This window comes from Streptomyces sp. NPDC003011 (genome assembly GCF_053591515.1).
Genome location: NZ_JBSFTY010000061.1, coordinates 14,271 through 39,237, shown reverse-complemented (window position 1 = coordinate 39,237; position 24,967 = coordinate 14,271). Strand labels below are relative to the sequence as shown.

Sequence of the window (24,967 nt, the reverse complement as noted above, 5' to 3'; positions counted from 1 at the left end):
TTAGGCTGGAGGCGTGGCAGTCGTCGATGTATCCGAAGAGCTCAAGTCCCTCTCCTCGACCATGGAGTCGATCGAGGCCGTTCTGGACCTCGACAAGCTGAGGGCAGACATCGCCGTGCTCGAGGAGCAGGCGGCCGCGCCGTCCCTGTGGGACAACCCGGACGAGGCGCAGAAGATCACCAGCAAGCTCTCCCACCTCCAGGCCGAGGTCAGGAAGGCGGAGTCGCTGCGCGGGCGGATCGACGATCTCTCCGTGCTGTTCGAGATGGCCGAGGAGGAGGACGACCCGGACACCAAGGCCGAGGCCGAGTCCGAGCTCGTCGCCGTCAAGAAGGCGCTGGACGAGATGGAGGTGCGGACGCTGCTCAGCGGGGAGTACGACTCCCGCGAGGCGCTCGTCAACATCCGCGCCGAGGCCGGTGGCGTCGACGCCGCCGACTTCGCCGAGAAGCTCCAGCGCATGTACCTGCGCTGGGCCGAGCAGCACGGCTACAAGACCGAGATCTACGAGACGTCGTACGCCGAAGAGGCCGGCATCAAGTCGACCACCTTCGCCGTGCAGATCCCGTACGCCTACGGCACCCTCTCCGTCGAGCAGGGCACCCACCGGCTCGTGCGGATCTCGCCCTTCGACAACCAGGGGCGCCGCCAGACCTCCTTCGCGGGTGTCGAGATCCTCCCCGTGGTCGAGCAGACCGACCACATCGAGATCGACGAGTCCGAGCTGCGGGTGGACGTGTACCGGTCGTCCGGCCCCGGCGGCCAGGGCGTGAACACCACCGACTCCGCGGTGCGCCTGACCCACCTCCCCACCGGCATCGTCGTCTCCTGCCAGAACGAGCGCTCGCAGATCCAGAACAAGGCGACCGCGATGAACGTCCTCCAGGCCAAGCTCCTGGAGCGCCGCCGGCAGGAGGAACAGGCCAAGATGAACGCCCTCAAGGGCGACGGCGGCAACTCCTGGGGAAATCAGATGCGTTCGTACGTTCTGCACCCGTACCAGATGGTCAAGGACCTGCGCACCGACTACGAGGTCGGAAATCCCGAGGCCGTGTTCAACGGCGAGATCGACGGGTTCCTGGAGGCCGGAATTCGCTGGCGCAAGCAGGCGGAGAAGTAAGTTTGTCGACAAGGCAACTGCCGCCCCCGTGGCGGCGGTTGCCTTGTGTGCGCCCGGATGTGTGCCCGATGTCTGGGTTTTACATCACACTCACACGCTTCAATGTCCGGCAAAGATCTCTTAGGCGGACATTGCCCGCGCAACGGCCTTGACGTTGGTATGAAAAGTGGGAATGGTAAGGCGCGGCATGCGTATCTCTGGGGCGCATGTGAACCGGGGGGCTTGAGTTGCAGCTGACCCCCTCCGTCGATCACGGCCCCGAGCGCCGCCTCACTGACGATGAGCTACTGGGGGTAGCAACCATATGACGAAGAAGACACGGATCCGTGTCGCGCGGATCGCGGCCGGTGCCGTGATCGCGGCCGGCGCATCGCTGACCGCCGCCGGTGCCGCATCCGCCGACGACTGCGGATTCCTGGGTATCGAGTGCAGCACGCCCACCCCGGAGCCGCCGGCCCCGACCGAGGAGCCCACCGAGGAGCCCACCGTCATTCCGACGGAGGAGCCCACGGAGGAGCCCACCGAGGAGCCGACGCTCGAACCCACCGAGGAGCCGACCGAGCCCACGGAGGAGCCCACCGAAGAGCCGACGGAGGACCCGACCACCGACCCGGGCAACGGGAACGGCAACGGGAATGGGAACGGCAACGGGAACGGGAACGGGAACGGCAACGGGAACGGTGCCGGCGGCGGGAACAGCAACACCACCCCCGACGGCGGTTCCGGCACCTCCGCCCAGGAGGAGGGCTCCTCGGCCCTCACCGACACCGGCTCGCAGACCCCGGCCGACACCTCGGCCCAGGGCAGCGGTGAGGAGCTCGCCGAGACCGGCGCCGCGCAGACCACCTTCCTGGTGATCGGTGCCGCCACGATGATCGCCGGCGGTGTCGGCTTCCGCATCCTGCCGCGCCTCGTGGGCGGCCGGGGCGGCGCGGCCGCCTGACGGTAGCCGACTGTTCACGGACCGTCCGCACGGCGGACGGTGAAGGGCCCGGAGCGGGTGACGCTCCGGGCCCCTCGTGTGTCGTGAGCCGCGGGCTACGCGCTCTGGTGCGCCAGCAGCGCGACCGCCGCGATCAGCAGGGTGAGCAAGGTGATCAGCGCCATGGGGTTCATCCCGGCGAAAGGGTTGTCCTGCTGCAGCCGCTCGCGGTTCGCACGGCACACATGGCACCGGCCCTCGCTCACGGGCGCCGCGCAGTTCGCGCACACCAGCCGGTCGTACGTCATGCGCTCGCCCTCCTTGCACCGGTTCCATCGACACAACGCCTGCGGGAACCCGAACGTTCCCCCTCCACTGTGCCAGGTTCCCCGGAATTCAGCGCGGGGTCCTGTAGGGACAGGGGATGCACAAAACGCACAACTGTCGCGCAACCCCAACCGGTGCCTGCGCTTGCCTGCCCGGTTCGCGTATGGTCACGCTCATCTACCCCCGGCGACCCGTGGTGCATCCGTGATCCGATTCGACAACGTATCCAAGGTCTACCCCAAGCAGACCCGCCCCGCACTCAGGGATGTGTCCCTGGAAGTGGAGAAGGGCGAGTTCGTGTTCCTCGTGGGGTCCTCCGGCTCCGGAAAGTCCACCTTCCTGCGGCTGGTGCTCCGCGAGGAGCGGACCAGCCACGGTCAGGTGCACGTCCTCGGCAAGGACCTCGCGCGCCTCTCCAACTGGAAGGTGCCGCAGATGCGGCGCCAGCTGGGGACGGTGTTCCAGGACTTCCGGCTCCTGCCGAACAAGACGGTGGCGGAGAACGTCGCCTTCGCGCAGGAGGTCATCGGCAAGTCGAAGGGCGAGATCCGCAAGTCCGTGCCGCAGGTGCTCGACCTCGTCGGGCTCGGCGGCAAGGAGGACCGGATGCCCGGTGAGCTGTCCGGTGGTGAGCAGCAGCGCGTGGCCATCGCCCGCGCCTTCGTGAACCGCCCCAAACTGCTCATCGCCGACGAGCCCACCGGCAACCTCGACCCGCAGACCTCCGTCGGCATCATGAAGCTGCTCGACCGGATCAACCGGACCGGTACGACCGTGCTGATGGCGACGCACGACCAGAACATCGTGGACCAGATGCGCAAGCGCGTCATCGAGCTGGAGAAGGGCCGTCTCGTCCGCGACCAGGCACGCGGCGTCTACGGCTACCAGCACTGACCGCCCACCCCGCAGACGTTCACGGAAAGGCCTGAAGAAGCCGCCATGCGCGCCCAGTTCGTACTGTCGGAGATCGGTGTCGGTCTCCGCCGCAACCTGACGATGACCTTCGCGGTCGTCGTCTCCGTCGCCCTGTCGCTCGCCCTGTTCGGCGGGTCGCTCCTGATGAGCGACCAGGTCAACACCATGAAGGGCTACTGGTACGACAAGGTCAACGTCTCGGTGTTCCTCTGCAACAAGAGCGACGCCGAGTCGGACCCGAACTGCGCCAAGGGCGCGGTCACCGAGGAGCAGAAGCAGGAGATCAAGTCCGACCTCGACAAGATGACGGTCGTCGACGCGGTGACGTACGAGTCGCAGGACCAGGCGTACAAGCACTACAAGGAGCAGTTCGGCGACTCCCCGCTGGCCAGTTCCCTCACGCCGGACCAGATGCAGGAGTCGTACCGCATCAAGCTGAAGGACCCGGAGAAGTACCAGGTCATCGCGACCGCCTTCGACGGCCGGGACGGCGTGCAGTCGGTGCAGGACCAGAAGGGGATCCTGGACAACCTCTTCGGGCTGCTGAACGGCATGAACTGGGCCGCGCGCGCGGTGATGGCGCTGATGCTGGTCGTCGCGCTGATGCTGATCGTCAACACCGTGCGCGTCTCCGCGTTCAGCCGGCGGCGCGAGACCGGGATCATGCGCCTGGTCGGCGCCTCGGGCTTCTACATCCAGGCGCCGTTCATCATGGAGGCCGCCGTCGCCGGACTCATCGGCGGCACGGTCGCGTGCGGGTTCCTGGTGATCGCCCGGTACTTCCTCATCGACCACGGCCTGGCCCTGTCGGAGAAGCTGAACCTGATCAACTTCATCGGCTGGGACGCCGTCCTGACGAAGCTGCCGCTCATCCTGGCGACGAGCCTGCTGATGCCCGCCCTGGCCGCGTTCTTCGCGCTGCGCAAGTACCTGAAGGTGTGACGCACGCCCAGAGGGCCGTACGGGTCAACCGCCCGTACGGCCCTTCGCGTTGTCCTAGACTCACCGGCATGTCAGGCCGAGACCTGTTCTGTCCGCCCCGCCGCATCCGCCGCGGGGCCGCCCTGACATTGGTCTTCGCGAGCGTGCTCGTCGCGGGAGCGGCGACCGGTTCGCTGCCCGAAGCCGACGCACGCGACCGGAAATCCCCCTCCGAGCCGACCGTCTCGGCCGCCTCCGCGAGCCGCCACGCGGAGGTGGCGAAAGCCGCCGAGGAGGCCATGGCCGTCGGCAAGTCCCCCGTGGAGGCCGCCGAACGCGCGGTCAGCCGCAGCGGGGACCGCTGGGGCGCGGTCTACTCCCGGGGCGAGTACGAGGAGTTCGAGGAGGCCCTCGACGGTGAGTACACCGGCGTCGGCCTGTGGGCACGGCGCGAGCGGGACGGCCGGATCGAGGTGGCCCGGGTGCGGTCCGGGTCGCCCGCGGACGCCGCCGGGATCCACCAGGGCGACCGGCTGCGCAGCGTCGACGGGAAGAAGGTCGACGGACGGCCCGTCACGGACGTCGTCTCCTTACTGCGCGGTGACGCCACGGACGCGGCCGCCGGCACGACCGTCCGCCTGGGCCTGGAGCGCGGCACGCGCGCGTGGAGCGAGACCCTGCGCCGGGCCCGTCTGTCCACGGACGACGTGACCGTACGCGCCCTGGGCGACGGCATCACCGTCATCAGGATCGCCGCCTTCACCAAGGGCTCCGGCGACCGGGTGCGGGCCGCCGTACGGCGGGCCCCTTCCGGCGCCGGGATCGTTTTGGACCTGCGCGGCAACTCCGGCGGGCTGGTCACCGAGGCCGTCACCGCCGCCTCCGCCTTCCTGGACGGCGGCCTGGTCGCCACGTACGACGTCGACGGCGAGCAGCGCGCCCTGCACGCCGAGGCGGGCGGCGACACCGCCCGACCCCTGGTCGCGCTCGTCGACGGGGGCACCATGAGCGCGGCCGAGCTGCTCACCGGAGCCTTGCAGGACCGCGGCCGGGCGGTCGTGGTGGGTTCCCGCACTTTCGGCAAGGGCTCGGTGCAGATGCCCAGCAGGCTGCCCGACGGCTCCGTCGCGGAGCTGACCGTCGGGCACTACCGCACCCCGTCCGGCCGTGGCGTCGACGGCCACGGCATCACGCCCGACCTGGAGGCGGACCACGGGGCGCTCCGGCGCGCCGGGACCGTCCTGAGCGGACTCGGCGGCACGTCCTGACCCGTCCGGCGCGGACCTCGTAAACGGCTTTCCCGCGGGCGCCCCCGGGGTGCGAAAATGGCTGCACTATGAGCAAGGGAATGTACGTACCGAAAGAGTCCCAGCCGAAGCAGGGCGGGGCGGCCGCCGCCAAGGCCAAGGACGGCAAGCGCAAGATCGTCGCGCAGAACAAGAAGGCCCGTCACGACTACGCCATCGTCGACGTGTACGAGGCCGGGCTCGTGCTGACCGGCACCGAGGTCAAGTCGCTGCGCCAGGGCCGCGCCTCGCTGGCCGACGGGTTCGTGCAGATCGAGGGGAACGAGGCGTGGCTGCACAACGCCCACATCCCCGAGTACAGCCAGGGCAGCTGGACCAACCACTCCGCGCGCCGCAAGCGCAAGCTGCTCCTCCACCGCGAGGAGATCGACAAGCTGTCGGTGAAGTCGGAGGAGACGGGCCATACGATCGTGCCGCTCGTCCTGTACTTCAAGGACGGCCGCGCGAAGGCGGAGATCGCGCTCGCGCGGGGCAAGAAGGAGTACGACAAGCGGCAGACGCTCCGCGAGAAGCAGGACCGGCGGGAGACCGACCGCGCGATCGCCGCGGTGAAGCGGCGGGAGCGCGGCGCGTAGACGCCGCCCGCCGGGAATGGGCTGGCATCGGCGTGCGTTGGTCACGTACGATGGCAGAGCACCCCACAGCTGCACCGGGTGCGCTTTGAAAATTCAACATGGGGATGATCGGTTTCGACAGCGGCTGTTGAAGCAGGGGAAGCGTGTCGAGGAAGCGGCAATGATCTCGTAAACCATATGTCGCAAAAAATAATCGCCAATTCCAAGAGCGATTCCCAGTCCTTCGCCCTCGCTGCCTAATAAGCAGTGAGTGAAGGACCCTAAAAGGGTGTCAGCCCGGGAGTGTTCCCGACCCGGATCCTGGCATAATCTAGGGAACTAAACCATTGAGCCCGGTCACGGGGTTCAATGGGAAATCAAACAGTGACTGGGCCCGTCGGCGACTTGTTCGCGTGATCGCCGGGGCCGAGAAAAGCGCAGCGAACTGCACACGGAGAAGCCCTGTTTTTGCACCGTTGGACGCGGGTTCGATTCCCGCCATCTCCACTCGCCCGCGCCTGAGCGGGTACCCCATGTGGGCCGAGGCCCCGTCGCTTTCGAGCGGCGGGGCCTCTGTCATGCGCGGTCCCCGATGTCGAACCACACCGTCTTCCCGATGCCGCACGGGCGGGGTTCGGCCCCCCACCTGTCCGCCAGCGCCGCCACCAGGCGCAGACCCCGGCCCGTCTCCTCGTACGGTGACCCCTCCCGGATCGCGGGGAGCCTGTCGTCCGCGTCCGTCACCGAGACGCGGAGGCGGCCGGCCTCCAGGACGCAGCGCGCCCAGATCTCGCGGCCCCGCGGCACCGCCGCGTGACGGTACGCGTTCGTCATCAACTCGCTCAGCAGCAGAACCGCCGTCTCCGTCACCTCGTCCGGGACCTTCCAGGAGGCCGCCTGCTCACGGAGGAGGGTCCGCGCCCTGCCGATGCTGCGGGGGTGGCGGGGCAGGCGCCATTCGATGTCCCGGGGGAGGGCCGTGGGGGAGGTCGGCATGCGCGTTTCGTTCCTTGCGTGTGGTTCTCCGACGTTTGCTGTGAACAGGCTGGCCGTCGGCGCGTAGCCTCACACAGTGGCGGAGCGGGTACGCAGCGTGGCTGTACACGGTGTGTCTGGCGGGAGGGTGGTCGCGCAATGGCGTCGGTGTCGGGTGAGTCCCAGCAGGCCCAGCAGAACTGGCGGTACTGCGGCGCGCAGATCAAGTTGTGGCGGGAGAGCGCGGGCGTCGCCCGGCAGGCCCTGGCCGACGAGGCCGGGTACGACTACGAATACGTCAAGTCGATGGAGTGCGGCAGGCGTCGGCCGACGCTGCGGTTGTTGCAGATCGCGGACCAGTTGTGCGGGGCGCGGGGGAAGTTGCTGGCGGGGCACGAGTTTTTGAAGCCGGAGCCGTTTCCGCAGCGGACGCAGCAGTATGTGCTGGTGGAGGCGGAGGCGGTCACGGTTCAGTGGTACGAGCCTCTGCTGATCCCTGGTCTCCTCCAAACCGAGGAGTACGCACGGGAGCTGATCAGCAACGACTGCCCGCCGCTGGACGAGGAGACGGTGGTGGAGAGGGTGGCGGCTCGTCTGAAGCGACAGGAGAAGCTGACCGGCAAGCCTCTGGCGCACTTCACGTTCGTGATGCACGAGGCGGCATTGCGGGCGGCCATCGGGGAGAGGTCTGCGATGCGACGTCAGCTGCAACATCTCTTGAAGGTGGGCGAAATGCGCAACGTGGCGCTTCAGGTGCTGCCCTTTCCGCTTGCGCCGACTGTTGCGCTGAGCGGAGCGCTCATCCTGGTGGAGACCGCCGAACACGACGTCTATGCTCACGTGGAAGCACAGGAGACGGGGGCGCTCTACGGCGAGAGGGGCAAGATCAGTGCGCTGGCACAGCGTTACGGCATGATCCGCTCGCAGGCACTCAACGTAGACCAGTCTGCCCAATTCATCGCTAAGTTGGCGGAGGAGCTATGAGCGCCGAGTTGTCGTGGTTCAAGTCCAGCTACAGCGATTCATCGGGCGGCGCCTGCCTCGAAGTCGCCTACGCCTGGCGCAAGTCCACTTACAGCGATGATCAGGGCGGCGAATGCCTCGAAGTCGCCGCCTGCCCCCACACCGTGCACGTGCGTGACTCGAAGCTCGGGGCTCGGAGTCCCCGGTTCGGTGTTCCGGCGGATGCCTGGGCCGCGTTTGTCGCGTACGCCTCCCGCGGAGCCTGAGCCCCGGGCTTCGGGGTTCGGGATCCGAGCCCCTTTTGTAGGGAATGGGTGGTGGGTCAGTACCCACCCTCCCACCCTCCCCGTGCCTCAACCGCCCCGCACGCCAGCGGGAATGACTTTTCGTGATCGGGTTGCGACGCAGCGTCGCGACCCTCTAGCGTTCGCCACAACAAACAACCCCGGTCGGGTGTTCGCAGCACCCGCCGGGGTCTCACCGCAAGATCGAAAGAGGCGATCCCGTGGCTTACGAAAACCTTAGCGCTGTCCTGCCCGTACCCGCAGCACATCCCCTGGCCAAACCCGGATACGGCAAGCGTGTCGTCCCGGACCAACGGGCTCCCCGACCCGGTGACTTCGCCCATCTCTCCGTCCGCGAGGCCTACCTCGCCTCCCTTCTCGACCAGCTCTGCGAGAACGCGGCGATGGATGCGAAGACCATCGCCAAGTCCCAGCCCCTGTACGGGCAGCAGGCCGTCCGCTCCGCGTTCAACGAGCTGGGCAGGGCCGGGCACCTGCGTCGGGTGCGCCGGCGTGTCGAGTCCGTCGAGGGGCCGGTCGTCGGCACGCGATGGGTGTTCCACACCTACTGGTCCCGCACCGCTCGGGACAACGAGTGGTGGGCCCGGTTTCTCGACGGCGACACGGCCGCCGAGGCCGCCGAGGCCGCCGAGGCCCCGCAGGCCCCCCAGGCCCCGCAGGCCGCGCCCCCGCAGCCGGAAGGCCACGACGTACGCCAGCCGTCCGCCGCGTACCTCGCTCTCGCCCGGATCGGCCTCCAGGAGGCGCGGCTGGCCCTGTCCTCCGCCGACTGCGCGGCCCTGGAAGAGCTGGCAGCCACGTGGCTGGCCCGTGGGGTGACCCCGGATCACCTGATCCGGGTGCTGGTCGCCGGACTCCCCGAGCACGTGCACTCACCCCCTGCCTTCGTCCGGCGCAGGCTCGTCGACAAGTTGCCTCCCGAGCGGCCCGCTGCGGCGGAAGCGCCCGCACCTCGCACGCTCATGGAGTGCACCGACTGCGGCGTCCCGGGCCGCCCGGAAGCCCTGCCCGGCGGACTCTGCGGTGGTTGCCGGGCAGGGGGCGGGGCCGCACCCGTCGCGCTCACGGGGACGCGACCCGCCACGGTGCGCGCCCGGGTCGCGGACATCCGTACCGCGATGCGGGACGGGGAGCGGGAGCCCCAGCGAACCTGAAAGGGCGGCATGCGTCAGTGCCTCCTCATCCGCCCATCCCGAGCATAGGATTCCCTCACATGTCCATGCGATATCCTCGCATCGTGACAGCACCGAAGAAGCCGATCTCCGTGACGCTCGACCTCGACGTACTCGAAGAGCTTCAGCGGCTCGTCCGGGAAGGCGGGGCCCCGTCCCTCTCCGCGCTGATCAACGAGACCATGCGCAGCCGTGTCGAGCGGCAGCGCCGAGCCGAGCAGGCACGGCAGTACATCGAAGAGAACCTGCTGCACGGGCGGGCGCTGACGGACGACGAGATGGTCGAGGCGCGCGGCATGCTGGCCGCGAGCAAGGCCCGCACGGAAGCCCGCCGCAAGGGCGCGGCGGCGTGAACGACGGCGTCATCCTGGACCATCACGCGCTGCTCGCTCTGGGGAAGGGGCACCGCGTCCTCTCCGGGTTCGTCGTGGCCGCACACGAAGACCCCCTCTATACGGTGATCGCCCCCGCTCTCTGCCTGGCCGAGGCGACGAGGAGCCGGCCTGGCATCGCGACCCACCTGGCGCAGCTCGCCGCCGTCGAGGTCGCCGCGGCCGACCGCATCCTCGCCGACGTCATGGGGCGTCTCGCCGCCCAGTTCTTTCCCGAGCAGGGCTGGCCGGTCCTGCACGCGGCGGCCGTCAGCATGTCGACCGGCTGGGAAGTGGGCACGACGGAGCCCGCTGCCTACCGCGGCCTCGGTGTCGCCCTGCTGCCGGTCGCGCCGGCACAGAGCTGACACCCGTCATCCGCTCACGCGTGGCTCACCAGCCGTGTATGTGGCCGGTGAACACGGCGGCCTTGGGGTGCGGGGCGGCCCGACGTCTCAGGGCAGCACCCGCCGGGCCGTGCTCGCCCGCTGTGTCAGCCGGGCCGGCAGCAGGGTGGCCTCCGGGACGTCCGCGCGGTCCAGCTTCCGCATCAGCAGCTCCACCGCGAGGGTGCCGATCTCGGCGGACGGCAGGGCGACGGAGGTGACCGGGACGCGGACGGACTCGGCGAGCTCGTCGGGGCAGATGGCGGTGACGGACAGATCGCCGGGGACCCGCAGCCCGAGCTGCTCGAAGGCGTCGATCAGCGGCTCAAGGAGCGGCTCGTTGTGGACGACCACACCCGTCAGCGCGGGCTGCTCGCGCAGCAGCCGCTCGGCGACCGTGCGGGCGGCCCCGGGCACCGCCTCGCAGGGGTGGACCGAGGAGGCGAGCCGGTGCCGGTCGGCGGCGGCCGTGAAACCCTGGACCACGCGCTGGGCGAACGCGGTCTGCCGGACGTACACCTCCGGCGGCGACCCGACGAGCGCCACCACCCGGTGTCCGAGCCCCGCCAGATGCTCCACGCACGCCTCACCGGCCGCCTTGAAGTCGAGGTCGATACAGGTCAGGCCCTCGGGGGAGGCGGGGAAGCCGATCATCACCGAGGGCAGGTCCAGATTGCGCAGCAACGGCAGCCGGGGGTCGTGCAGCTGCACGTCCATCAGGATCAGCGCGTCCACCAGGGCCGTGTCGGCGACCCGGCGCAGGCCCTCCTCGCCCTCCTCCTGGGTGAGCAGGAGGACGTCGTGGTCGTGGCGCCGGGCCGTGGTGACGACCGACACCGCGAACTGCATCACCACCGGCACATGGATGCCGGCCCGTAACGGCACCACCAGCGCCAGCACGTTCGACCTGCTGCTGGCCAGCGCCCGGGCGCCCGCGTGCGGGCGGTAGCCCAGCTCGCGGATCGCCTCCCGCACCCGGCGCCGGGTCTCCTCGGAGATGGGGCGCTTGCCGCTGAGCGCGTAGGAGACGGTGCTCGGGGAGACACCGGCGTGCCGCGCCACGTCCGTGATCTTCACCATCAGGCCCACTCCGCCGTCAGGAACCCGGTGCCGGCCTCCGCCCGCACCTCCCGCCCGTCCACGGCCAGCCCCCAGGGCGCCCGGGGATCGCCGCACGACGCCCGGACCAGGTCCCCTTCGCGGACGACGGTGAAGGTCACGTCCCCGACCCGCACCGACACCTGCGCGCCCCGCTCCAGACCGTACGCCCGCAGGGTGACCCCGTCGGCGTGGTCGTAGTCGGGCCGGTCGGCCACCGCGCCGACCGGGATCACCGCCCCCGGCCGCACCAGCAGCGGCACGCTCAGGAAGCCGTGCCGTTCCCGCACCCAGCGCGGCCCGGTCAGCGTCTTTCCGGTCACGAAGTGCGTCCAGGTGCCCTCGGGGACGTAGTACGAGACCTCGCCCTCGTCGGAGAAGACCGGCGCGACCAGCAGGTCGGGGCCGAGCATGTACTGCCGCTCCAGATGCGCGCAGCCGGGGTCGTCGGGGAACTCCAGGACCATCGCCCGCATCACCGGCACGCCCTCGGTGTGGGCGGTGCGCGCGGCCTCGTACAGATACGGCATGAGCCGCAGCTTCAGCCGGGTGAAGTGCCGCAGCACGTCCACGGACTCGTCGTCGAACAGCCACGGCACGCGGTAGGAGGAGCTGCCGTGCAGGCGGCTGTGGGAGGACAGCAGGCCGAAGGCCAGCCAGCGCTTGAACAGGGCCGGCGTCGGCGTGCCCTCGAAGCCGCCGATGTCGTGGCTCCAGAAGCCGAAGCCGGACAGTCCGAGGGACAGCCCGCCGCGCAGGGACTCGGCCATCGACGCGTAGGTCGCCTCGCAGTCGCCGCCCCAGTGGACCGGGAACTTCTGGCTGCCCGTCGTCGCCGAGCGGGCGAAGACCACCGCCTCCGCCTCGCCCCGGTGCTTGCGCAGCACGTCGAAGACCGTGCGGTTGTAGAGGTACGTGTAGTAGTTGTGCATCCGCTCCGGGTCGGAGCCGTCGGCCCAGACCACGTCGAGCGGCACCCGCTCGCCGAAGTCGGTCTTGAAGCAGTCGACGCCCTGGGCGAGCAGCCCCTCCAGCTTGGACGCGTACCACTCGCGGGCCGCCGGGCTGGTGAAGTCCACGACCGCCATGCCCGGCTGCCACAGGTCCCACTGCCAGACGCTCCCGTCCGGCCGCTTCAGCAGATGCCCCAGCTCCTTGCCCTCCGCGAACAGCGGCGAGCGCTGGGCGATGTACGGGTTGATCCAGACGGAGACCCTGAGGCCCCGCTCCTTCAGCCGGGCCAGCATGCCCTCCGGGTCCGGGAACACCCGCGGGTCCCACCGGAAGTCGCACCAGTTGTGCTCGCGCATCCAGAAGCAGTCGAAGTGGAAGACGGAGAGCGGCAGTTCGCGCTCCCGCATGCCCTCGATGAAGGAGGTCACGGTCTCCTCGTCGTACGACGTCGTGAAGGACGTCGACAGCCACAGACCGAAGGACCAGGCGGGCGGAAGGGCCGGACGGCCGGTCAGGGCGGTGTACTTGTGGAGGATCTCCTTCGGGGTCGGGCCGTGGATGACGTAGTACGTCAGCTCCTGCGTCTCGGCGCTGAACTGCACCCGTGACACCGCCTCCGAGCCGACCTCGAAGGAGACCTTGCCGGGGTGGTCGACGAAGACGCCGTAGCCGGCGTCGGTGAGGTAGAACGGCACGTTCTTGTAGGCCTGTTCGGTGGCCGTGCCGCCGTCGGCGTTCCAGATGTCGACGACCTGGCCGTTCTTCACCAGCGGGCCGAACCGCTCACCGAGGCCGTAGACGGAGGTCCCGACGCCGAGGGTCAGCTGTTCGCGCAGGTAGTGGGCGCCGGACGCGTCCCGCATGATGCCCATGCTCTTGGTGCCGCTGCTGGTCAGCACCCGGCCGTGGGCGAGGAAGTCGACGTGCCACGGGCCACCGCGGGCGAACCGGACCGACAGGGCGCCGGAGGTCAGGGTCGCGTGCTCCTCGTCGTACGCGAGGTGCGGGCTGAACTCCCGCCCGGACAGCTCGAACTCCGGAGCTTCCGGGCGCTCGCCCCGGAAGTGGGTGAAGGTGACGCCGATGACGTCCGGCATCGGGGCGTGCGCGCTGATCGTCATGACCGGTCCCGTCAGCAGGTCGCCACGGCTGCGGATGGGCCGGGACGGTGCGTGGATCTCCAGGGCGCTGTCCGCCGCCGTGACGTCGAGGACCTCGGCGGGGTGGTCCGCGGTGACGCCCTCGCGCAGCAGCCAGTAGCCGTCCGTGAACTTCATGTGGGGGGTCCTTACTTCACCGCACCCACGGCGATGCCGCGGGTGAGAGTCCGCTGGAAGACGAGGAAGAAGACGAGGGCGGGCAGCACGCCGAGGAGGGCGGCCGCGTTGGTCATCGTGGCGTCCATCAGGCGCTGGCCCTGGAGGACGCCGAGGGCCACCGACACGGTCTGGTTGTCGTTGGAGATCAGCATGACCAGGGGGAGCAGGAACTCGTTCCAGGTCCAGATGAAGAAGAAGACCAGGAGCACGCCGATGGTGGGACGGCTGACGGGCACGACGATCCGCCACAGCACCTGCCACTTGTCCGCCCCGTCGATCCGGGCGGCCTCGATGATCTCGCGGGGGAACCGGCCGAGGACCGAGGAGAGCAGATACGTGCCGAAGGCCGCCTGGATCACCGTGAACACGATGATCACGCTCAGCCTGGTGTCGTACAGGCCGGCCTCCTTGCTCAGGTAGTAGACCGGGTAGACCAGCGCCTCCTGGGGCAGCATGTTCGCGAGGACGAAGAAGGCCAGCACCCAGGTGCGGCCCTTGACGCGGCCGATACCGATCGCGTAGGCGTTCAGGACGGACAGGACGACCGCCAGCACCGCCACCGTGCCGCTGATCAGCACCGAGTTGACCAGCTTCTGGCCGAAGTCGACGCGTTCCCAGAAGTCCTTGACGCCGTCGAGGTAGAGCCCTTCGGGGAGGCTGAGGGGGCCGTTCTGGGCGTACTCGGCGGGGGACTTGAACGCGTTGACCGTGACGATCGCGAACGGGAGCACCATGAAGAGGGCCGCGACGCACAGGGCCACCAGGACCGGGTAACGGCGGAGCGCCCTCATGCGCGGACCCCTTCCTCGGCGTCCTCGGCGCGGGTCTGGAGCTTGAAGCCGATCAGGGACAGCAGCAGGATGATCACGGTCAGCACGGTGGAGATCGCGGCGCCGTAGCCGACCTGCGTCTTCTCGAAGAACGTGGTGAAGGAGAAGTAGGAGGGGACGTTCGTGGCGCCGCCCGGGCCGCCCTTCGTCAGGACGTACACCGCGCCGAACACCTTGAGCGCGGCGATCGAGCACCAGGTGAGGACGACGTAGATCTCCGGGCGGATCTGCGCCAGCGTGATGTGCCGGAAGCGGCGCCACCAGCCGGCGCCGTCCAGCTCGGCCGCCTCGTACAGCTGCGGGTCGATGCGCCCGAGCCCCGCCATGAAGACCACCAGCGGGAAACCGAGCTGGATCCAGACCATGACGCCCATGACGCTGTAGAGCGCCAGGTCCGGGTCGCCGAGCCAGTCCTGCTGCCAGGACGACAGGCCGATGGCCGCGAGCAGCTCGTTGAGGGTGCCGTCCTCCGGCGCGAGGATCCAGCTCCAGACGATGCCGGCGACCGCGATCGGCAGCACCTGGGGGAGGTAGAAGCAGGCACGGAGGACCGCCGCCCACCGGCTGCCGAAGTGTTTGCCGACGTGGTCGAAGAGCGCGGCGGCCAGGACCAGGCCGACCGCCGTCGGTACGGCCGCCATCGCGACGACCATGAAGAGGCTGTGCCGGAAGGACGCCCAGAACTCGGAGTCGTCCAGCAGCTCCCGGTAGTTGGCGAGCCCGGTCCAGCCGGGGGTGCCCACGCCCTGCCAGTCGGTGAAGCTGACGCCCGTGTTCATCAGGAACGGGACGACGATCACGACGAGGAAGGCGAGGACGCCGGGGAGCAGGAACAGGGCGTAGGAGTCGCGGGGGCGGCGGCGCGGGTGCCCGGCGGGGTCCTGCTTGCCGGTGACCCGCCCGCCGCGTTCGACGGTGACCGTCATCGCTTCGGGGCGTCCTTGTCGTACGCCTGCTGCAACGCGTCCAGGAAGTCGTCCGGCTTCGTGGTGCCCGTCATCAGCTTCTGCGTCTGGGAGACCAGGACGTCGTAGAAGCCGGCGGCCGGCCAGTCCGGGTAGAAGGCCAGGCCGTCGCGCCGGGAGAGCGTGTCGAAGTCCTCGATCAGCGCCTTGGACTGCGGGTCGGTGACGGCGCCGGCGTCCGCCGCGACCGGGACACCGCCCTTGTCGCCGAGCAGGTTCTGGATCTTCTTCGACAGGGTGATGTCGATGAAGTCGTAGGCGAGCTCCTTGTTCTCGGCGCCCTTGGGGACCACCCACAGGTTGCCGCCGGAGCCGAGGGTGAGGTCCGAGCCGGGCCACAGGAAGGTGCCCCAGTCGAACGACGCCTCGTCCTGGAAGCGGCCGTACCACCAGCTGCCGGAGAAGAAGAGCGGTGCCTTGCCCTGGATGAAGGAGACGCCGGCGTCCTCCGCCTTCGCGCTGGTGGACGACTCGCTGATGTAGCCCTTCTGCACCCAGTCGGCGAAGGTCTCGGCCGCGTAGGTCCAGGCGGCGTCGTGGAAGTCGACCTCGCCCTTGTACAGCTCGTACGCGTCGACCCAGGCGCGGTCGGCCTTCGACAGGGCGAGCTGGTAGAGGTACTGGTGGGCCGGGTATTCGGCGCCCGCGTTGGCGAGCGGGGTGACCTTCTTCCCGACGAACGTGTCCATCGCGGCGGTCAGTTCGTCGAACGTCTTCGGCTCGGGGATCCCGTGCTCGGCGAACAGGTCCTTGTTGTAGAACACCGTCGTGTACTCGGCGTAGTTGGGCACGCCGAACCACTTGCCGGAGCCCATGACGCCGTCGGTGTCGTAGAGGCTGGTGGTACGGACGCCCTCGCTGAGCTTCTTGTCCCAGCCGCGCTTGCCCGCCTCGGCGGTCAGGTCGGTGAGCAGGCCCTGCCGGGAGAGGTGGCCCGCGGTCGCGTTGCCCTTGTTGTACTCCATGAGGTCGGGCGCGTCGGAGGAGTTGAGGACCATCGGCGCGGTCTTCTGGATCTGCTCGAAGCCCTTCGCCTCGAACTCCACCTTCACGCCCGGGTGCTTGGCCTCGAACTCCTTGACGGCCTCGGCCCAGGCCTGCCCCATCGCGCTGTTGGGGGCCTCGTAGTGCCACAGCTTCAGCGTCCTGCCGTCTTCGGAGGAGCCGCTGCCCGAACCACCGCAGGAGGTCAGGAGCAGGGCTGTGCCGAGCATCGCCGCCATGAGCGTCGTCGTACGCCTTCGTGCCGTCAGCATCCTGCGTCTCCAGGGGGTCGGAGTCGGATGGTTCCCGGGGGCGTCACGCAGCGTTCATCGAATCGATTCGATGCGTGACGTCGAAGCGCTTCGACGGGGGAAGGTAGGGGGCGGCCGCGAGGGCGTCAATGATTCGGACGCGATTCATGGAAGCGGTTCGACGGGCCGGACCGGCGGCGGGACGGGCCGACGGAGCCGAGCGCGATCACGAGGGCCACCGCCGCCGCCGCGACCGGCACGCCGTAGCCCGTGGCGGGCGCGGCGTGCTCCGCGAGCCAGCCGCCGAGGGCGCTGCCGACGGCGACCCCGCCGAGCAGGCCGGTCACCGCGAGGGTCATGCCCTCGTTCAGGCGCCCGTCCGGAGTGCGCTGCTGGACCAGGGTCATGCCGGTGACCATCGTCGGGGCGGTCGCCGTCCCGGCGGCCAGCAGCGCGCCCGCCAGCACCCACAGGGAGCCGGTGAGGGAGGCGGCGAGCAGCGGCAGGGTCATCAGCGCGGTCATCGCGGCGATGCACCACACGTACCGCTCCCGCGCGGGACCGGCCGGCCTCACCGCCCCGTACAGCAGACCCGCCGCGCACGAGCCGGCCGCCTGGAGGGCCAGCACCGCGCCGGCCGCCGCGCGATGCCCGCGCGCGTCCGCGAAGGCGATGGTGACCACCTCCATCGCCCCGAACACCACGCCCATCGCCAGGCAGACGGCGAGCAGCGGCGGCATGCCGGGGGCGCGCAGGAGCGACGTGGTCCGCACCCGGGTCCGCGCGGTGGGCGGCGGTTCGGTGGAGCGCTGGGCGGCGAACAGCAGCATGCCCGTCACCAGCAGGACGACGCCCGCCAGCGTGCCCGCCTCCGGGAAGAACGTCCCGCACAGGAAGGCCGCGAGCACCGGGCCCAGCATGAAGCACAGCTCGTCCACGGCCTGCTCGAAGGAGTTCGCGGTGTGCAGGGACCTGGGCGAGCCCTTCAGCAGATGCGCCCAGCGGGCCCGGGACATGCCGCCGAGGTTGGGCGTCGTCGCGGTGGCGGCGTAGGAGGCGAACAGGGTCCAGGCGGGCGCGCCGTGCCGTACGCACAGCAGCAGCGCGAGCGAGCCCAGCGCCGCCAGCAGGGTCGCGGGTACGGCGACCCGGGCCTGTCCGTACCGGTCGACGAGCCGCGCGGTCCACGGGGCGACCACCGCGGTCGCCGCCAGGCCGGTCGCGGCGACGGCACCGGCCAGGGCGTACGACCCCCGCGTACCGGCGATCATGACGACCGCGCTCACGCTGAACATGCCCATCGGCAGGCGGGCCAGCAGGTTGCCGGCGGTGAAGGCGCGGGTGCCGGGGACGGTGAAGAGGCGGCGGTAGGGGCCGGGCGGACGGTTCCCGGTGCGGGGGGCGAAGTCGACGGCGACGAGGGCGTCGGCGGTGACGGTGTACAACGGGGGCTTCCCGGGCGTCGGTTGCGGCATGCGTTCACGGTCACCCGCAGCCGATCGACGGGTCCAACACCTGCTCCGTCCCGATTCACGCACTCCGGTTGTAAATTCCTCCCATGCCCGCCACCGGTCACCACCTCGACCCCCGCCTCCTGCGCGCCTTCCTCGCCGTCGCCGAGGAGCTGCACTTCACCCGCGCCGCGGCCCGCCTGTACGTCGCCCAGCAGGCGCTCAGCCGGGACGTGCGGCGGCTGGAGCGGGAACTCGGCGCCGAACTGTTCGTGCGGACCACCCGGCAGGTGACGCTGACCGCCGACGGTGAACGGCTGGTGCCGTACGCGCGGCGCGCACTGGAGGCCCAGGACGAACTGCTCGCCGCCTTCCGGCAGGTCCGGCCCCTGCTGGTGGACCTCAACTCCCCAGGGCTGGCCACCGGACGCCGCGTCCTGCACCGGGCCCGCGAACTCGCCCCCGAGCAGGAGCTGATGGCCCGCTACGAGAGCGGGCTGACCTATGCGGCGGGCGAGGTGCTCGCGGGCCGGCTGGACGCGTCGTTCGGGCGGTTCGCCGGTCTGGCGCCGGCGCTGCGGGCGGACCTGGACCACCAGCCGGTGCGCTACGAGCCGATGGCGGTCGTGCTGCCCGAGGACCACCCGCTGGCGGCACTGGAGGCGGTTCCGCTCTGCGCGCTCGCGGGCGAGGCCGTGTACGCGGGCGCCGGGAATCCGCGCACACCGGAGTGGACCGACCTGGCACGACAGCTGTTCGAGGGGCATGGCGTCGAGGTGGCGCCGCCCGTTCCGCTCGCCGTCGGGGACGAGGAGTTCCAGCGGATCATGGCGAAGACGCGGAACCCGATCCTCGCCGTGGTGGATTTTCCGGCCATGCCCGCGACAGTGCTGCGTCCGCTCATACGTCCGATCCCGCTGTCTCCGGTGTCACTGGTGTGGCGAAAGGGGCTGGTGCATCCCGGACTTGAGGCGCTGCGCCGGGCGGCGCTCGAACTGTCGGTCGAGCAGAGCTGGCTGCGGCGGCCGAGCGGGGGGTGGATTCCAGCCATCGATGGGGACCTGATGAGCGCGCATTCTTGACACGCGGGACGCACACAACCTCCTTGTGCGCTACATTCTTGGTCTGAGCACAGTGTGATAAAGGGGGCGCTCGGACCGGGTGGGGGCTCGGTTCGACCGGCGGGTGCTCAAGGTCGTCAGCGCACCCGGAACTGCCCCTGGGGGGATGAGCGTGCGCGTGGACAAGTGGCGGGAAGACGCCCAACCGGAATGGCCCGAGATCGCATCGGTCCAGGATCCATCGGTTTCGGGGGGTCGTACCCAGGTGTTTCCGGAGACCGGCGGGACCGCGGTCCCGGCCATGGGAGGAAACGGAATCCCGAGTCAGAGTGTCCGGTCCCGCCCGGTGGCCGGTGGCACGGGAAGACCCGGTCCAAGCGTCCGGGGTCTGCCGGACGCCGGCCGGACCGACAGGACGGACGTCCTCGCGTCGGCGGGCGGGACCGGGGGGCACCCCGAGACCGGCTCGGCGGGCACCGCCGTGCGTGATCCGTGGGAGGAGTCCGAGGCGTCGGGTTCCGGCCAGGATGCGCCGGGCGGGGGCGAATCCGGGAGCGGGCCCGCCCATGACCCGCACGAGGTGACGGTCCAACTCGACGGCATAGGCCAGCAGTTGGAGGACCTGCTCGTGCGGCAGGCCAAGGGGGCCGGGCCGGCCGGCGGTCAGGACGGGTCCGACGGGCCCGTCTTCGTGGACGAGTCGGGCCGTCGCAGCCGCCGCTTCCGCCGCATAGGCATCGCCGTCGGACTGGCCTGCGCGGTGTACGCCGTCGTCATCGTCGCCACGCTGCTGTCCGGCAACTCCAACGCGCCCTGGCTGCCCGTACCGGGCCAGGAGGAGGGCAGTCCGGCGGGCAAGGTCGACACCACTCCGGTACCCGCCGAGCCGGCGCAGCCCGTCGGCACCGGCGTCGTCCCGCCCGGCCCCACCCCGACGGCCGGCCAGGGCACCGCGACCGCGCCGGCTCCCGGCGTCACCGCGCCCGGCGCCGCCGCCGGCACCAGTCCCGGCGGGCCCCTCGCCTCGGACGGCCCCGTGCCGAGCCCGACCGGTACCGTCCCGGGACCGGGCACCGGCCCGACCCAGCCGACCCCGACCCCGACGGCGCCCGTGACGGTCACGGACCCGCCCGTGCCCACCCCGACCCCGACCGCGCCCACGCCCACCCCGACCGAGACCACGGGCGGCAGCGCGGGTCCCGGCACCGGCACGGTGGCCGACGGCCCGGGCGAGCCGACGCCGATCGCGACCGAGCCGGGCGCCCCGGCACCCGAGCCGACGGCACCCGTGCCGCCCACGGCGCCGATCACCTGATGCCGTCACCGTTCCCGGCGCACCACCTCGCCTCGCGGCGTCCCCGGCCGTGGTGCCCGGTGCCCGACGGCGTGCCGGGCGAGGGGACGCTTCCCGTCCGGCGGGGCCCTGCCGCCGGTGCCTGGCCGGGACTCCGTTCCCGGCGCCCGGCGTCGACGGCGCCGCGAGTGATGTCCAGGGCGGGGCGGCAGCACAGAGTCCGCGCCCTCGGGCCACGCCGCCGCGCGGTGCGGGCCCTCGGCGCGGCCGAGCGCCTCGGCCCCCAGACGTCAGGACCGGCAGGGCCGCGCGCCCGGGCCGGTCGTCCGGCGGCGCCCTTCGCCGGCGGTGTGTGCCCTGCTGGGTGCCTGGCCTCCGGAGGATGCCCGTGGCCCGTCGGTGTGCGTGGCGCCTCGGCGGCCTCTGCTCAAGGCCCATCGGCCGGTGTTGCCGCCGGCCCCGGTGTGCGCCCTGTCGGGTGTCCGCCGTCCGACGGCGCCCCGCGCCTCTTCGACGTTCCGCACGTCCGCGGAGCGCGGCGTTCTCCCGGCGTCCCGCGTCTCCCCGGCGCGCGGCGCTCCCTCGGTGTTCCGCGGCCTGCGGCACCCCGTCCGCCCCTCGTTCCGTTGTCCGACGGCCCCCCGTACCCCGGGGGCTGTCGCCTGAGGACCCTCACCCATGGTCCTCACCGCCCGCCGGACTCCCTCTCCCCGGCTCCCCGGCGCTCCTCACCCGGTGGCGTCTGCCGTTCCCGCCCCTGTCCCGGTGCCCGCAGTGACGGCACCCCGACCCCGGTGCTCATCGTCTGATGGCACCGCCGTACCCGGTGTCCATCGTCTGATGGCATCCCCGTCCCCGGAGCACAACCTCTGATGGCATCCCGCACCCGCCGTCCGGGGGCCGCGACCGGAGCCCCCGACGGCTCCCGGCGTCGCCGCCTGCCCATGCGCCTGCTGCTGCCCCTGCTCGTCCTCGCCGCGCTGATGGCGATGCTGATGCTGCGCGGCTACGTCCACAGCGAGATCCTCGCCGACCACCGCATCCGGCCCGAGGCCTCCGCCGACAAGGTGCCCGAGGAGATAGTCGACGGCGGGCCGGTCATCGACACCCGCAGCGGCCGTCCCAGCACCCTGAAGGTGCCCGACCACCGCATGGTCCTCACCTTCGACGACGGCCCCGACCCGACCTGGACCCCCAAGGTCCTGGACGTGCTGGACAGGCACGACGCGCACGCCGTCTTCTTCGTCACCGGCACCATGGCCTCCCGCTACCCGGACCTCGTCAAGCGCATGGTCGACGAGGGCCACGAGGTCGGACTGCACACCTTCAACCACCCCGACCTCTCCCTCCAGTCGAAGAAGCGCATCGACTGGGAGCTGTCCCAGAACCAGCTCGCGATCACCGGCGCCGCAGGCATCCGCACCTCGCTGTTCCGGCCGCCGTACTCCTCGTACGCCGCGTCCATGGACAACGCGTCCTGGCCGGTCACCGAATACATCGGCACCCGCGGCTACATCACCGTCGTCACCAGCGTCGACAGCCTGGACTGGAGCAAGCCCGGAGTCGACCGGATCATCCGCAACGTCACGCCCGAGGACGGCAAGGGCGCCATCGTCCTGATGCACGACTCCGGCGGCGACCGTCACCAGACGGTCGAGGCGCTGGACCGGTTCCTGCCGCAGATGAAGGCCGAGGGCTACCGGTTCGGCAACCTCACCGAGACCCTCGACGCGCCCAGCGCGCACACCCGGGCCACGGGTGTCGACCTGTGGAAAGGCAAGGCCTGGGTCTTCCTGGTGCAGGCCTCCGACCACATCACCGCCGTCCTGGTGGTCGGCCTCGCGATCATCGGCTTCCTGGTCATCGCCCGCTTCGGCCTGATGCTCCTGCTCTCCGCCATCCACGCCCGCCGGGTGCGCCGCCGTGACTTCCGCTGGGGCCCGCCGGTCACCGAACCGGTGTCGGTGCTGGTCCCGGCGTACAACGAGGCCAAGTGCATCGAGAGCACCGTCCGCTCGCTGATGGCCAGCGACCACCCGATCGAGGTCATCGTCATCGACGACGGGTCCAGTGACGGCACCGCGAGGATCGTGGAGAACCTGGCCCTGCCCAACGTCCGGGTGGTGCGCCAGCTCAACGCGGGCAAGCCCGCGGCCCTCAACCGGGGTGTGGCGAACGCCCGCCACGACCTCGTGGTGATGATGGACGGCGACACCGTCTTCGAGCCGTCCACCGTCCGCGAACTGGTCCAGCCCTTCGGCGACGCCCGCGTCGGCGCGGTCGCAGGCAACGCGAAGGTCGGCAACAAGGACACCCTCATCGGCGCCTGGCAGCACATCGAGTACGTGATGGGCTTCAACCTGGACCGCCGTATGTACGACGTCCTGCAGTGCATGCCGACCATCCCGGGCGCGGTGGGCGCCTTCCGCCGCACGGCCCTGGAACGCGTCGGCGGCATGAGCGACGACACGCTCGCCGAGGACACCGACATCACCATGGCCATCCACCGCGACGGCTGGCGGGTCGTCTACGCCGAGAAGGCCCGCGCCTGGACCGAGGCCCCGGAGTCCGTCCAGCAGCTGTGGTCCCAGCGCTACCGCTGGTCGTACGGCACCATGCAGGCGATCTGGAAGCACCGCCGCGCCGTCTTCGACCGAGGCCCCTCGGGCCGCTTCGGCCGGGTCGGACTCCCGCTGGTGTCCCTCTTCATGGTCCTGGCGCCGCTGCTGGCCCCGCTGATCGACGTGTTCCTCGTGTACGGCCTGGTCTTCGGCCCCACCGCGAAGACGATCGTGGCCTGGTTCGGCGTCCTGGCCATCCAGGCGGCCTGCGCGACGTACGCCTTCGTCCTCGACCGGGAGCGGCTCACCCCGCTGATCTCGCTGCCGTTGCAGCAGATCCTGTACCGCCAGCTGATGTACGTCGTGCTGCTCCAGTCCTGGATCACCGCTCTGACCGGCGGCCGGCTGCGCTGGCAGAAGCTGCGGCGGATGGGCGGGGTGTCGGCGCCGCCGGGCGCGCCCGCCGAGCGCCGCCAGACCGTGGACGGGAGGCCGGTCGCATGACCACGGCTCCCGCACCGGCCGGCCCGCGGGACCAGGCCGTCCTTCCCGACCAGGGGACCCGCACGACGGCTCCCGGCCGGGACCGCTACTTCGACCTCCTGCGGGCCCTCGCCCTCTTCCGGGTCGTCCTCTACCACCTCATGGGCTGGGCCTGGCTCCCGCTGGTCTTCCCGTCCATGGGCGTGATGTTCGCGCTCGCGGGCAACCTGATGGCCCGTTCCCTCAAGAGCCGCCCGGCCCTCCAGGTCGTCCGCGGCCGGATGCGCCGCCTGCTGCCCCCGCTGTGGCTGCTCGGCGCGATCGGCGTGAGCGGCATGCTGCTCCAGGGCTGGGGACCGGGCGACGAGGGCCACCCCGGCTGGTGGTGGCTCCACCTCGGCTACTGGATCCTGCCGCTGAGCGATCCGCCGTACGCCGAAGGACTGGCCGGGGTGCACGGCGTCCTCGGCGAGGACTGGGCGGCCGAGCTCGCGGGCCCGCTCTGGTACATCCGCGCGTACCTCTGGTTCGTGCTGCTGTCCCCGTTCCTGCTGAAGGCCCTGCGCGCGCTGCCCCTGGCGACGGTCCTGGCGCCGATCGCCCTGGCGGCGGCCTTCGCGTTCGGCTTCCTCACCCTGCCCGGCGAGCGGTTCCCGTCGGCGCTGACCGACTTCAGCACGTTCGGCGCCTGCTGGATGCTGGGCCTGGCGCACCAGGAGGGCTTGTTGCGGCGCCTGCCGCAGTACGTCGTGCCGTCGGTGGCACCGGTGATCGCCTGCCTGGGCCTGTGGTACGCCGTGACCCACGGCTTCAATCAGGGCCATGACCTGGACGAGATCCCGTTCGCCCAGTCCCTGTGGTCCTTCGCGACGGTGATGCTGCTCCTGCACTTCAGCCCGTCCTGGTCCGAGTGGCCGGGCAGGCTGCGCCGCTGGAGCCGGCCGATCACGCTCCTCAACTCCCGGGCGGTGACGGTCTACCTCTGGCACAACACGTGCATCGTCGCCGCGGCCACCCTCTGGGACCACCTGTGGGGCTTCGACGTCCTGGCGGACCAGTACCCCTGGCTGCTGGAGAGCTCCTGGCCCGTCCTGGTCCTCGTCTGGCTGCTCATCGGCGGGTGCGTGCTCGCCTTCGGCTGGGCGGAGGACCTGGCGGCGAAGCGACGCCCGCGGCTGTGGCCGGACGGCACGGGCCGGACCGGTCCCGGCAGGCACCGGTGAGCCGTCAGCCCGGCATCGCCTCGCGGACCTTGGCGGTGTCCACGAACTGCTCGAAGCGGACGATCAGGCCGCCGCGGACGACGAAGTGGTGGGCGACGCGGACGTCGATGCCCTTGCCGGTGGCGGTGTAGCGGGCGAGGACCACATCATCCCGCGCAGCCCGGTGCCGCACGCCGGCCGCGATCGGCACGGCGGCCCCGGCCGTACCCTGGGCGCAGTCCCCCTCACCGCCCCCACGGGACCCGACCGGCCCGG

The 24,967-nt window shown here is 70.7% G+C and carries 23 protein-coding genes, 1 other RNA gene and 1 pseudogene; 16 read left to right on the top strand and 9 right to left on the bottom strand.

Translation table 11 applies throughout. The annotated features are described in order from the left end of the window. Positions 1-13 precede the first annotated feature (13 nt). Both prfB and ACWD0J_RS28260 read left to right on the top strand, forming a co-directional pair. Entirely contained in the window at positions 14-1,120 is a 1,107-nt protein-coding gene (prfB, locus tag ACWD0J_RS28265; RefSeq protein WP_451498663.1) for a peptide chain release factor 2, read from the top strand. A 304-nt stretch (positions 1,121-1,424) separates the two neighbouring features. Next, positions 1,425-2,063, top strand: a complete 639-nt coding sequence (locus ACWD0J_RS28260) for a hypothetical protein (protein ID WP_451498662.1) — start codon at positions 1,425-1,427, stop codon at positions 2,061-2,063. A gap of 95 nt (positions 2,064-2,158) precedes the next feature. On the opposite strand, the gene ACWD0J_RS28255 is transcribed toward ACWD0J_RS28260, so the two are convergent. Further along, complete coding sequence (locus ACWD0J_RS28255) at positions 2,159-2,350, bottom strand: hypothetical protein (RefSeq protein WP_451498661.1); 192 nt, start codon at positions 2,348-2,350, stop codon at positions 2,159-2,161. Positions 2,351-2,573: 223 nt separating this feature from the next. Between ACWD0J_RS28255 and ftsE the strand changes: the two genes are divergently transcribed. The 5 genes from ftsE (at position 2,574) to ssrA (ending at position 6,576) form a co-directional block, all read left to right on the top strand. Further along, complete coding sequence (gene ftsE / locus ACWD0J_RS28250; protein ID WP_286062735.1) at positions 2,574-3,263, top strand: cell division ATP-binding protein FtsE; 690 nt, start codon at positions 2,574-2,576, stop codon at positions 3,261-3,263. Positions 3,264-3,308: 45 nt separating this feature from the next. Further along, positions 3,309-4,226 (top strand): permease-like cell division protein FtsX, encoded by a 918-nt coding sequence (ftsX, locus tag ACWD0J_RS28245; protein ID WP_451498660.1) that lies wholly within the window; start codon positions 3,309-3,311, stop codon positions 4,224-4,226. A gap of 68 nt (positions 4,227-4,294) precedes the next feature. Beyond that, positions 4,295-5,473: a S41 family peptidase gene (locus ACWD0J_RS28240; protein WP_451498659.1), complete on the top strand. Its 1,179-nt coding sequence runs from the start codon at positions 4,295-4,297 to the stop codon at positions 5,471-5,473. An 80-nt stretch (positions 5,474-5,553) separates the two neighbouring features. Further along, positions 5,554-6,087 (top strand): SsrA-binding protein SmpB, encoded by a 534-nt coding sequence (gene smpB / locus ACWD0J_RS28235; protein WP_451498658.1) that lies wholly within the window; start codon positions 5,554-5,556, stop codon positions 6,085-6,087. Positions 6,088-6,187: 100 nt separating this feature from the next. After that, positions 6,188-6,576, top strand: a transfer-messenger RNA (tmRNA) gene (gene ssrA / locus ACWD0J_RS28230). 66 nt (positions 6,577-6,642) lie between these two features. Here ssrA and ACWD0J_RS28225 read toward each other — a convergent pair. Continuing rightward, positions 6,643-7,062 carry an ATP-binding protein gene (locus ACWD0J_RS28225; RefSeq protein WP_451498657.1) on the bottom strand — a complete coding sequence of 140 codons (420 nt, stop codon included), beginning with the start codon at positions 7,060-7,062 and terminating at the stop codon, positions 6,643-6,645. 138 nt (positions 7,063-7,200) lie between these two features. On the opposite strand from ACWD0J_RS28225, the gene ACWD0J_RS28220 reads away from it, so the two are divergent. From ACWD0J_RS28220 to ACWD0J_RS28200, 5 genes are all read left to right on the top strand, one after another. After that, positions 7,201-8,025 (top strand): helix-turn-helix domain-containing protein, encoded by an 825-nt coding sequence (locus ACWD0J_RS28220; RefSeq protein ID WP_451498656.1) that lies wholly within the window; start codon positions 7,201-7,203, stop codon positions 8,023-8,025. Beyond that, positions 8,022-8,270 (top strand): DUF397 domain-containing protein, encoded by a 249-nt coding sequence (locus ACWD0J_RS28215; protein WP_451498655.1) that lies wholly within the window; start codon positions 8,022-8,024, stop codon positions 8,268-8,270. Before ACWD0J_RS28220 ends, ACWD0J_RS28215 begins: the two co-directional genes overlap by 4 nt. A gap of 239 nt (positions 8,271-8,509) precedes the next feature. Further along, positions 8,510-9,463, top strand: coding sequence for a hypothetical protein (locus ACWD0J_RS28210; RefSeq protein WP_451498654.1), 954 nt, complete (start codon positions 8,510-8,512; stop codon positions 9,461-9,463). Between the two features lie 83 nt (positions 9,464-9,546). Continuing rightward, positions 9,547-9,834, top strand: coding sequence for a ribbon-helix-helix domain-containing protein (locus tag ACWD0J_RS28205; RefSeq protein ID WP_451498653.1), 288 nt, complete (start codon positions 9,547-9,549; stop codon positions 9,832-9,834). Then, positions 9,831-10,220, top strand: a complete 390-nt coding sequence (locus ACWD0J_RS28200; RefSeq protein WP_451498652.1) for a hypothetical protein — start codon at positions 9,831-9,833, stop codon at positions 10,218-10,220. The genes ACWD0J_RS28205 and ACWD0J_RS28200 overlap by 4 nt, the downstream gene beginning before the upstream one ends. An 87-nt stretch (positions 10,221-10,307) precedes the next feature. Here the strand turns inward: ACWD0J_RS28200 and ACWD0J_RS28195 are convergent, their stop codons facing one another. From ACWD0J_RS28195 to ACWD0J_RS28170, 6 genes are all read right to left on the bottom strand, one after another. Further along, the gene (locus tag ACWD0J_RS28195; protein WP_451498651.1) at positions 10,308-11,318 is read right to left on the bottom strand and encodes a LacI family DNA-binding transcriptional regulator; all 1,011 of its coding nucleotides are present in this window, start codon (positions 11,316-11,318) and stop codon (positions 10,308-10,310) included. Further along, the gene (gene yicI / locus ACWD0J_RS28190; protein ID WP_451498650.1) at positions 11,318-13,567 is read right to left on the bottom strand and encodes an alpha-xylosidase; all 2,250 of its coding nucleotides are present in this window, start codon (positions 13,565-13,567) and stop codon (positions 11,318-11,320) included. The genes ACWD0J_RS28195 and yicI overlap by 1 nt, the downstream gene beginning before the upstream one ends. Positions 13,568-13,578: 11 nt before the next feature. Continuing rightward, positions 13,579-14,400 (bottom strand): carbohydrate ABC transporter permease, encoded by an 822-nt coding sequence (locus ACWD0J_RS28185; protein WP_451498649.1) that lies wholly within the window; start codon positions 14,398-14,400, stop codon positions 13,579-13,581. Continuing rightward, entirely contained in the window at positions 14,397-15,365 is a 969-nt protein-coding gene (locus ACWD0J_RS28180) for a carbohydrate ABC transporter permease (protein ID WP_451498648.1), read from the bottom strand. The genes ACWD0J_RS28185 and ACWD0J_RS28180 overlap by 4 nt, the downstream gene beginning before the upstream one ends. Continuing rightward, complete coding sequence (locus ACWD0J_RS28175) at positions 15,362-16,660, bottom strand: ABC transporter substrate-binding protein (RefSeq protein WP_451498647.1); 1,299 nt, start codon at positions 16,658-16,660, stop codon at positions 15,362-15,364. Before ACWD0J_RS28175 ends, ACWD0J_RS28180 begins: the two co-directional genes overlap by 4 nt. Before the next feature lie 125 nt (positions 16,661-16,785). Continuing rightward, positions 16,786-18,114, bottom strand: a complete 1,329-nt coding sequence (locus ACWD0J_RS28170; protein WP_451498646.1) for an MFS transporter — start codon at positions 18,112-18,114, stop codon at positions 16,786-16,788. 83 nt (positions 18,115-18,197) lie between these two features. Between ACWD0J_RS28170 and ACWD0J_RS28165 the strand changes: the two genes are divergently transcribed. The 4 genes from ACWD0J_RS28165 to ACWD0J_RS28150 all read left to right on the top strand — a co-directional run bounded on the left by ACWD0J_RS28165 (position 18,198) and on the right by ACWD0J_RS28150 (position 24,712). Then, positions 18,198-19,172, top strand: coding sequence for a LysR family transcriptional regulator (locus ACWD0J_RS28165; RefSeq protein ID WP_451498645.1), 975 nt, complete (start codon positions 18,198-18,200; stop codon positions 19,170-19,172). Positions 19,173-19,731: 559 nt separating this feature from the next. Continuing rightward, on the top strand, positions 19,732-20,466 hold the full coding sequence (locus tag ACWD0J_RS28160; RefSeq protein ID WP_451498644.1) for a hypothetical protein: 735 nt from the start codon (positions 19,732-19,734) through the stop codon (positions 20,464-20,466). Between the two features lie 851 nt (positions 20,467-21,317). After that, positions 21,318-23,510, top strand: a complete 2,193-nt coding sequence (locus tag ACWD0J_RS28155; protein ID WP_451498643.1) for a bifunctional polysaccharide deacetylase/glycosyltransferase family 2 protein — start codon at positions 21,318-21,320, stop codon at positions 23,508-23,510. Beyond that, positions 23,507-24,712 carry an acyltransferase family protein gene (locus ACWD0J_RS28150; RefSeq protein WP_451498642.1) on the top strand — a complete coding sequence of 402 codons (1,206 nt, stop codon included), beginning with the start codon at positions 23,507-23,509 and terminating at the stop codon, positions 24,710-24,712. The genes ACWD0J_RS28155 and ACWD0J_RS28150 overlap by 4 nt, the downstream gene beginning before the upstream one ends. A gap of 4 nt (positions 24,713-24,716) precedes the next feature. On the opposite strand, the pseudogene ACWD0J_RS28145 reads toward ACWD0J_RS28150, so the two are convergent. Further along, positions 24,717-24,857 (bottom strand): annotated as a pseudogene (locus ACWD0J_RS28145) (nuclear transport factor 2 family protein); the annotation flags it as partial. Positions 24,858-24,967: the final 110 nt, after the last annotated feature.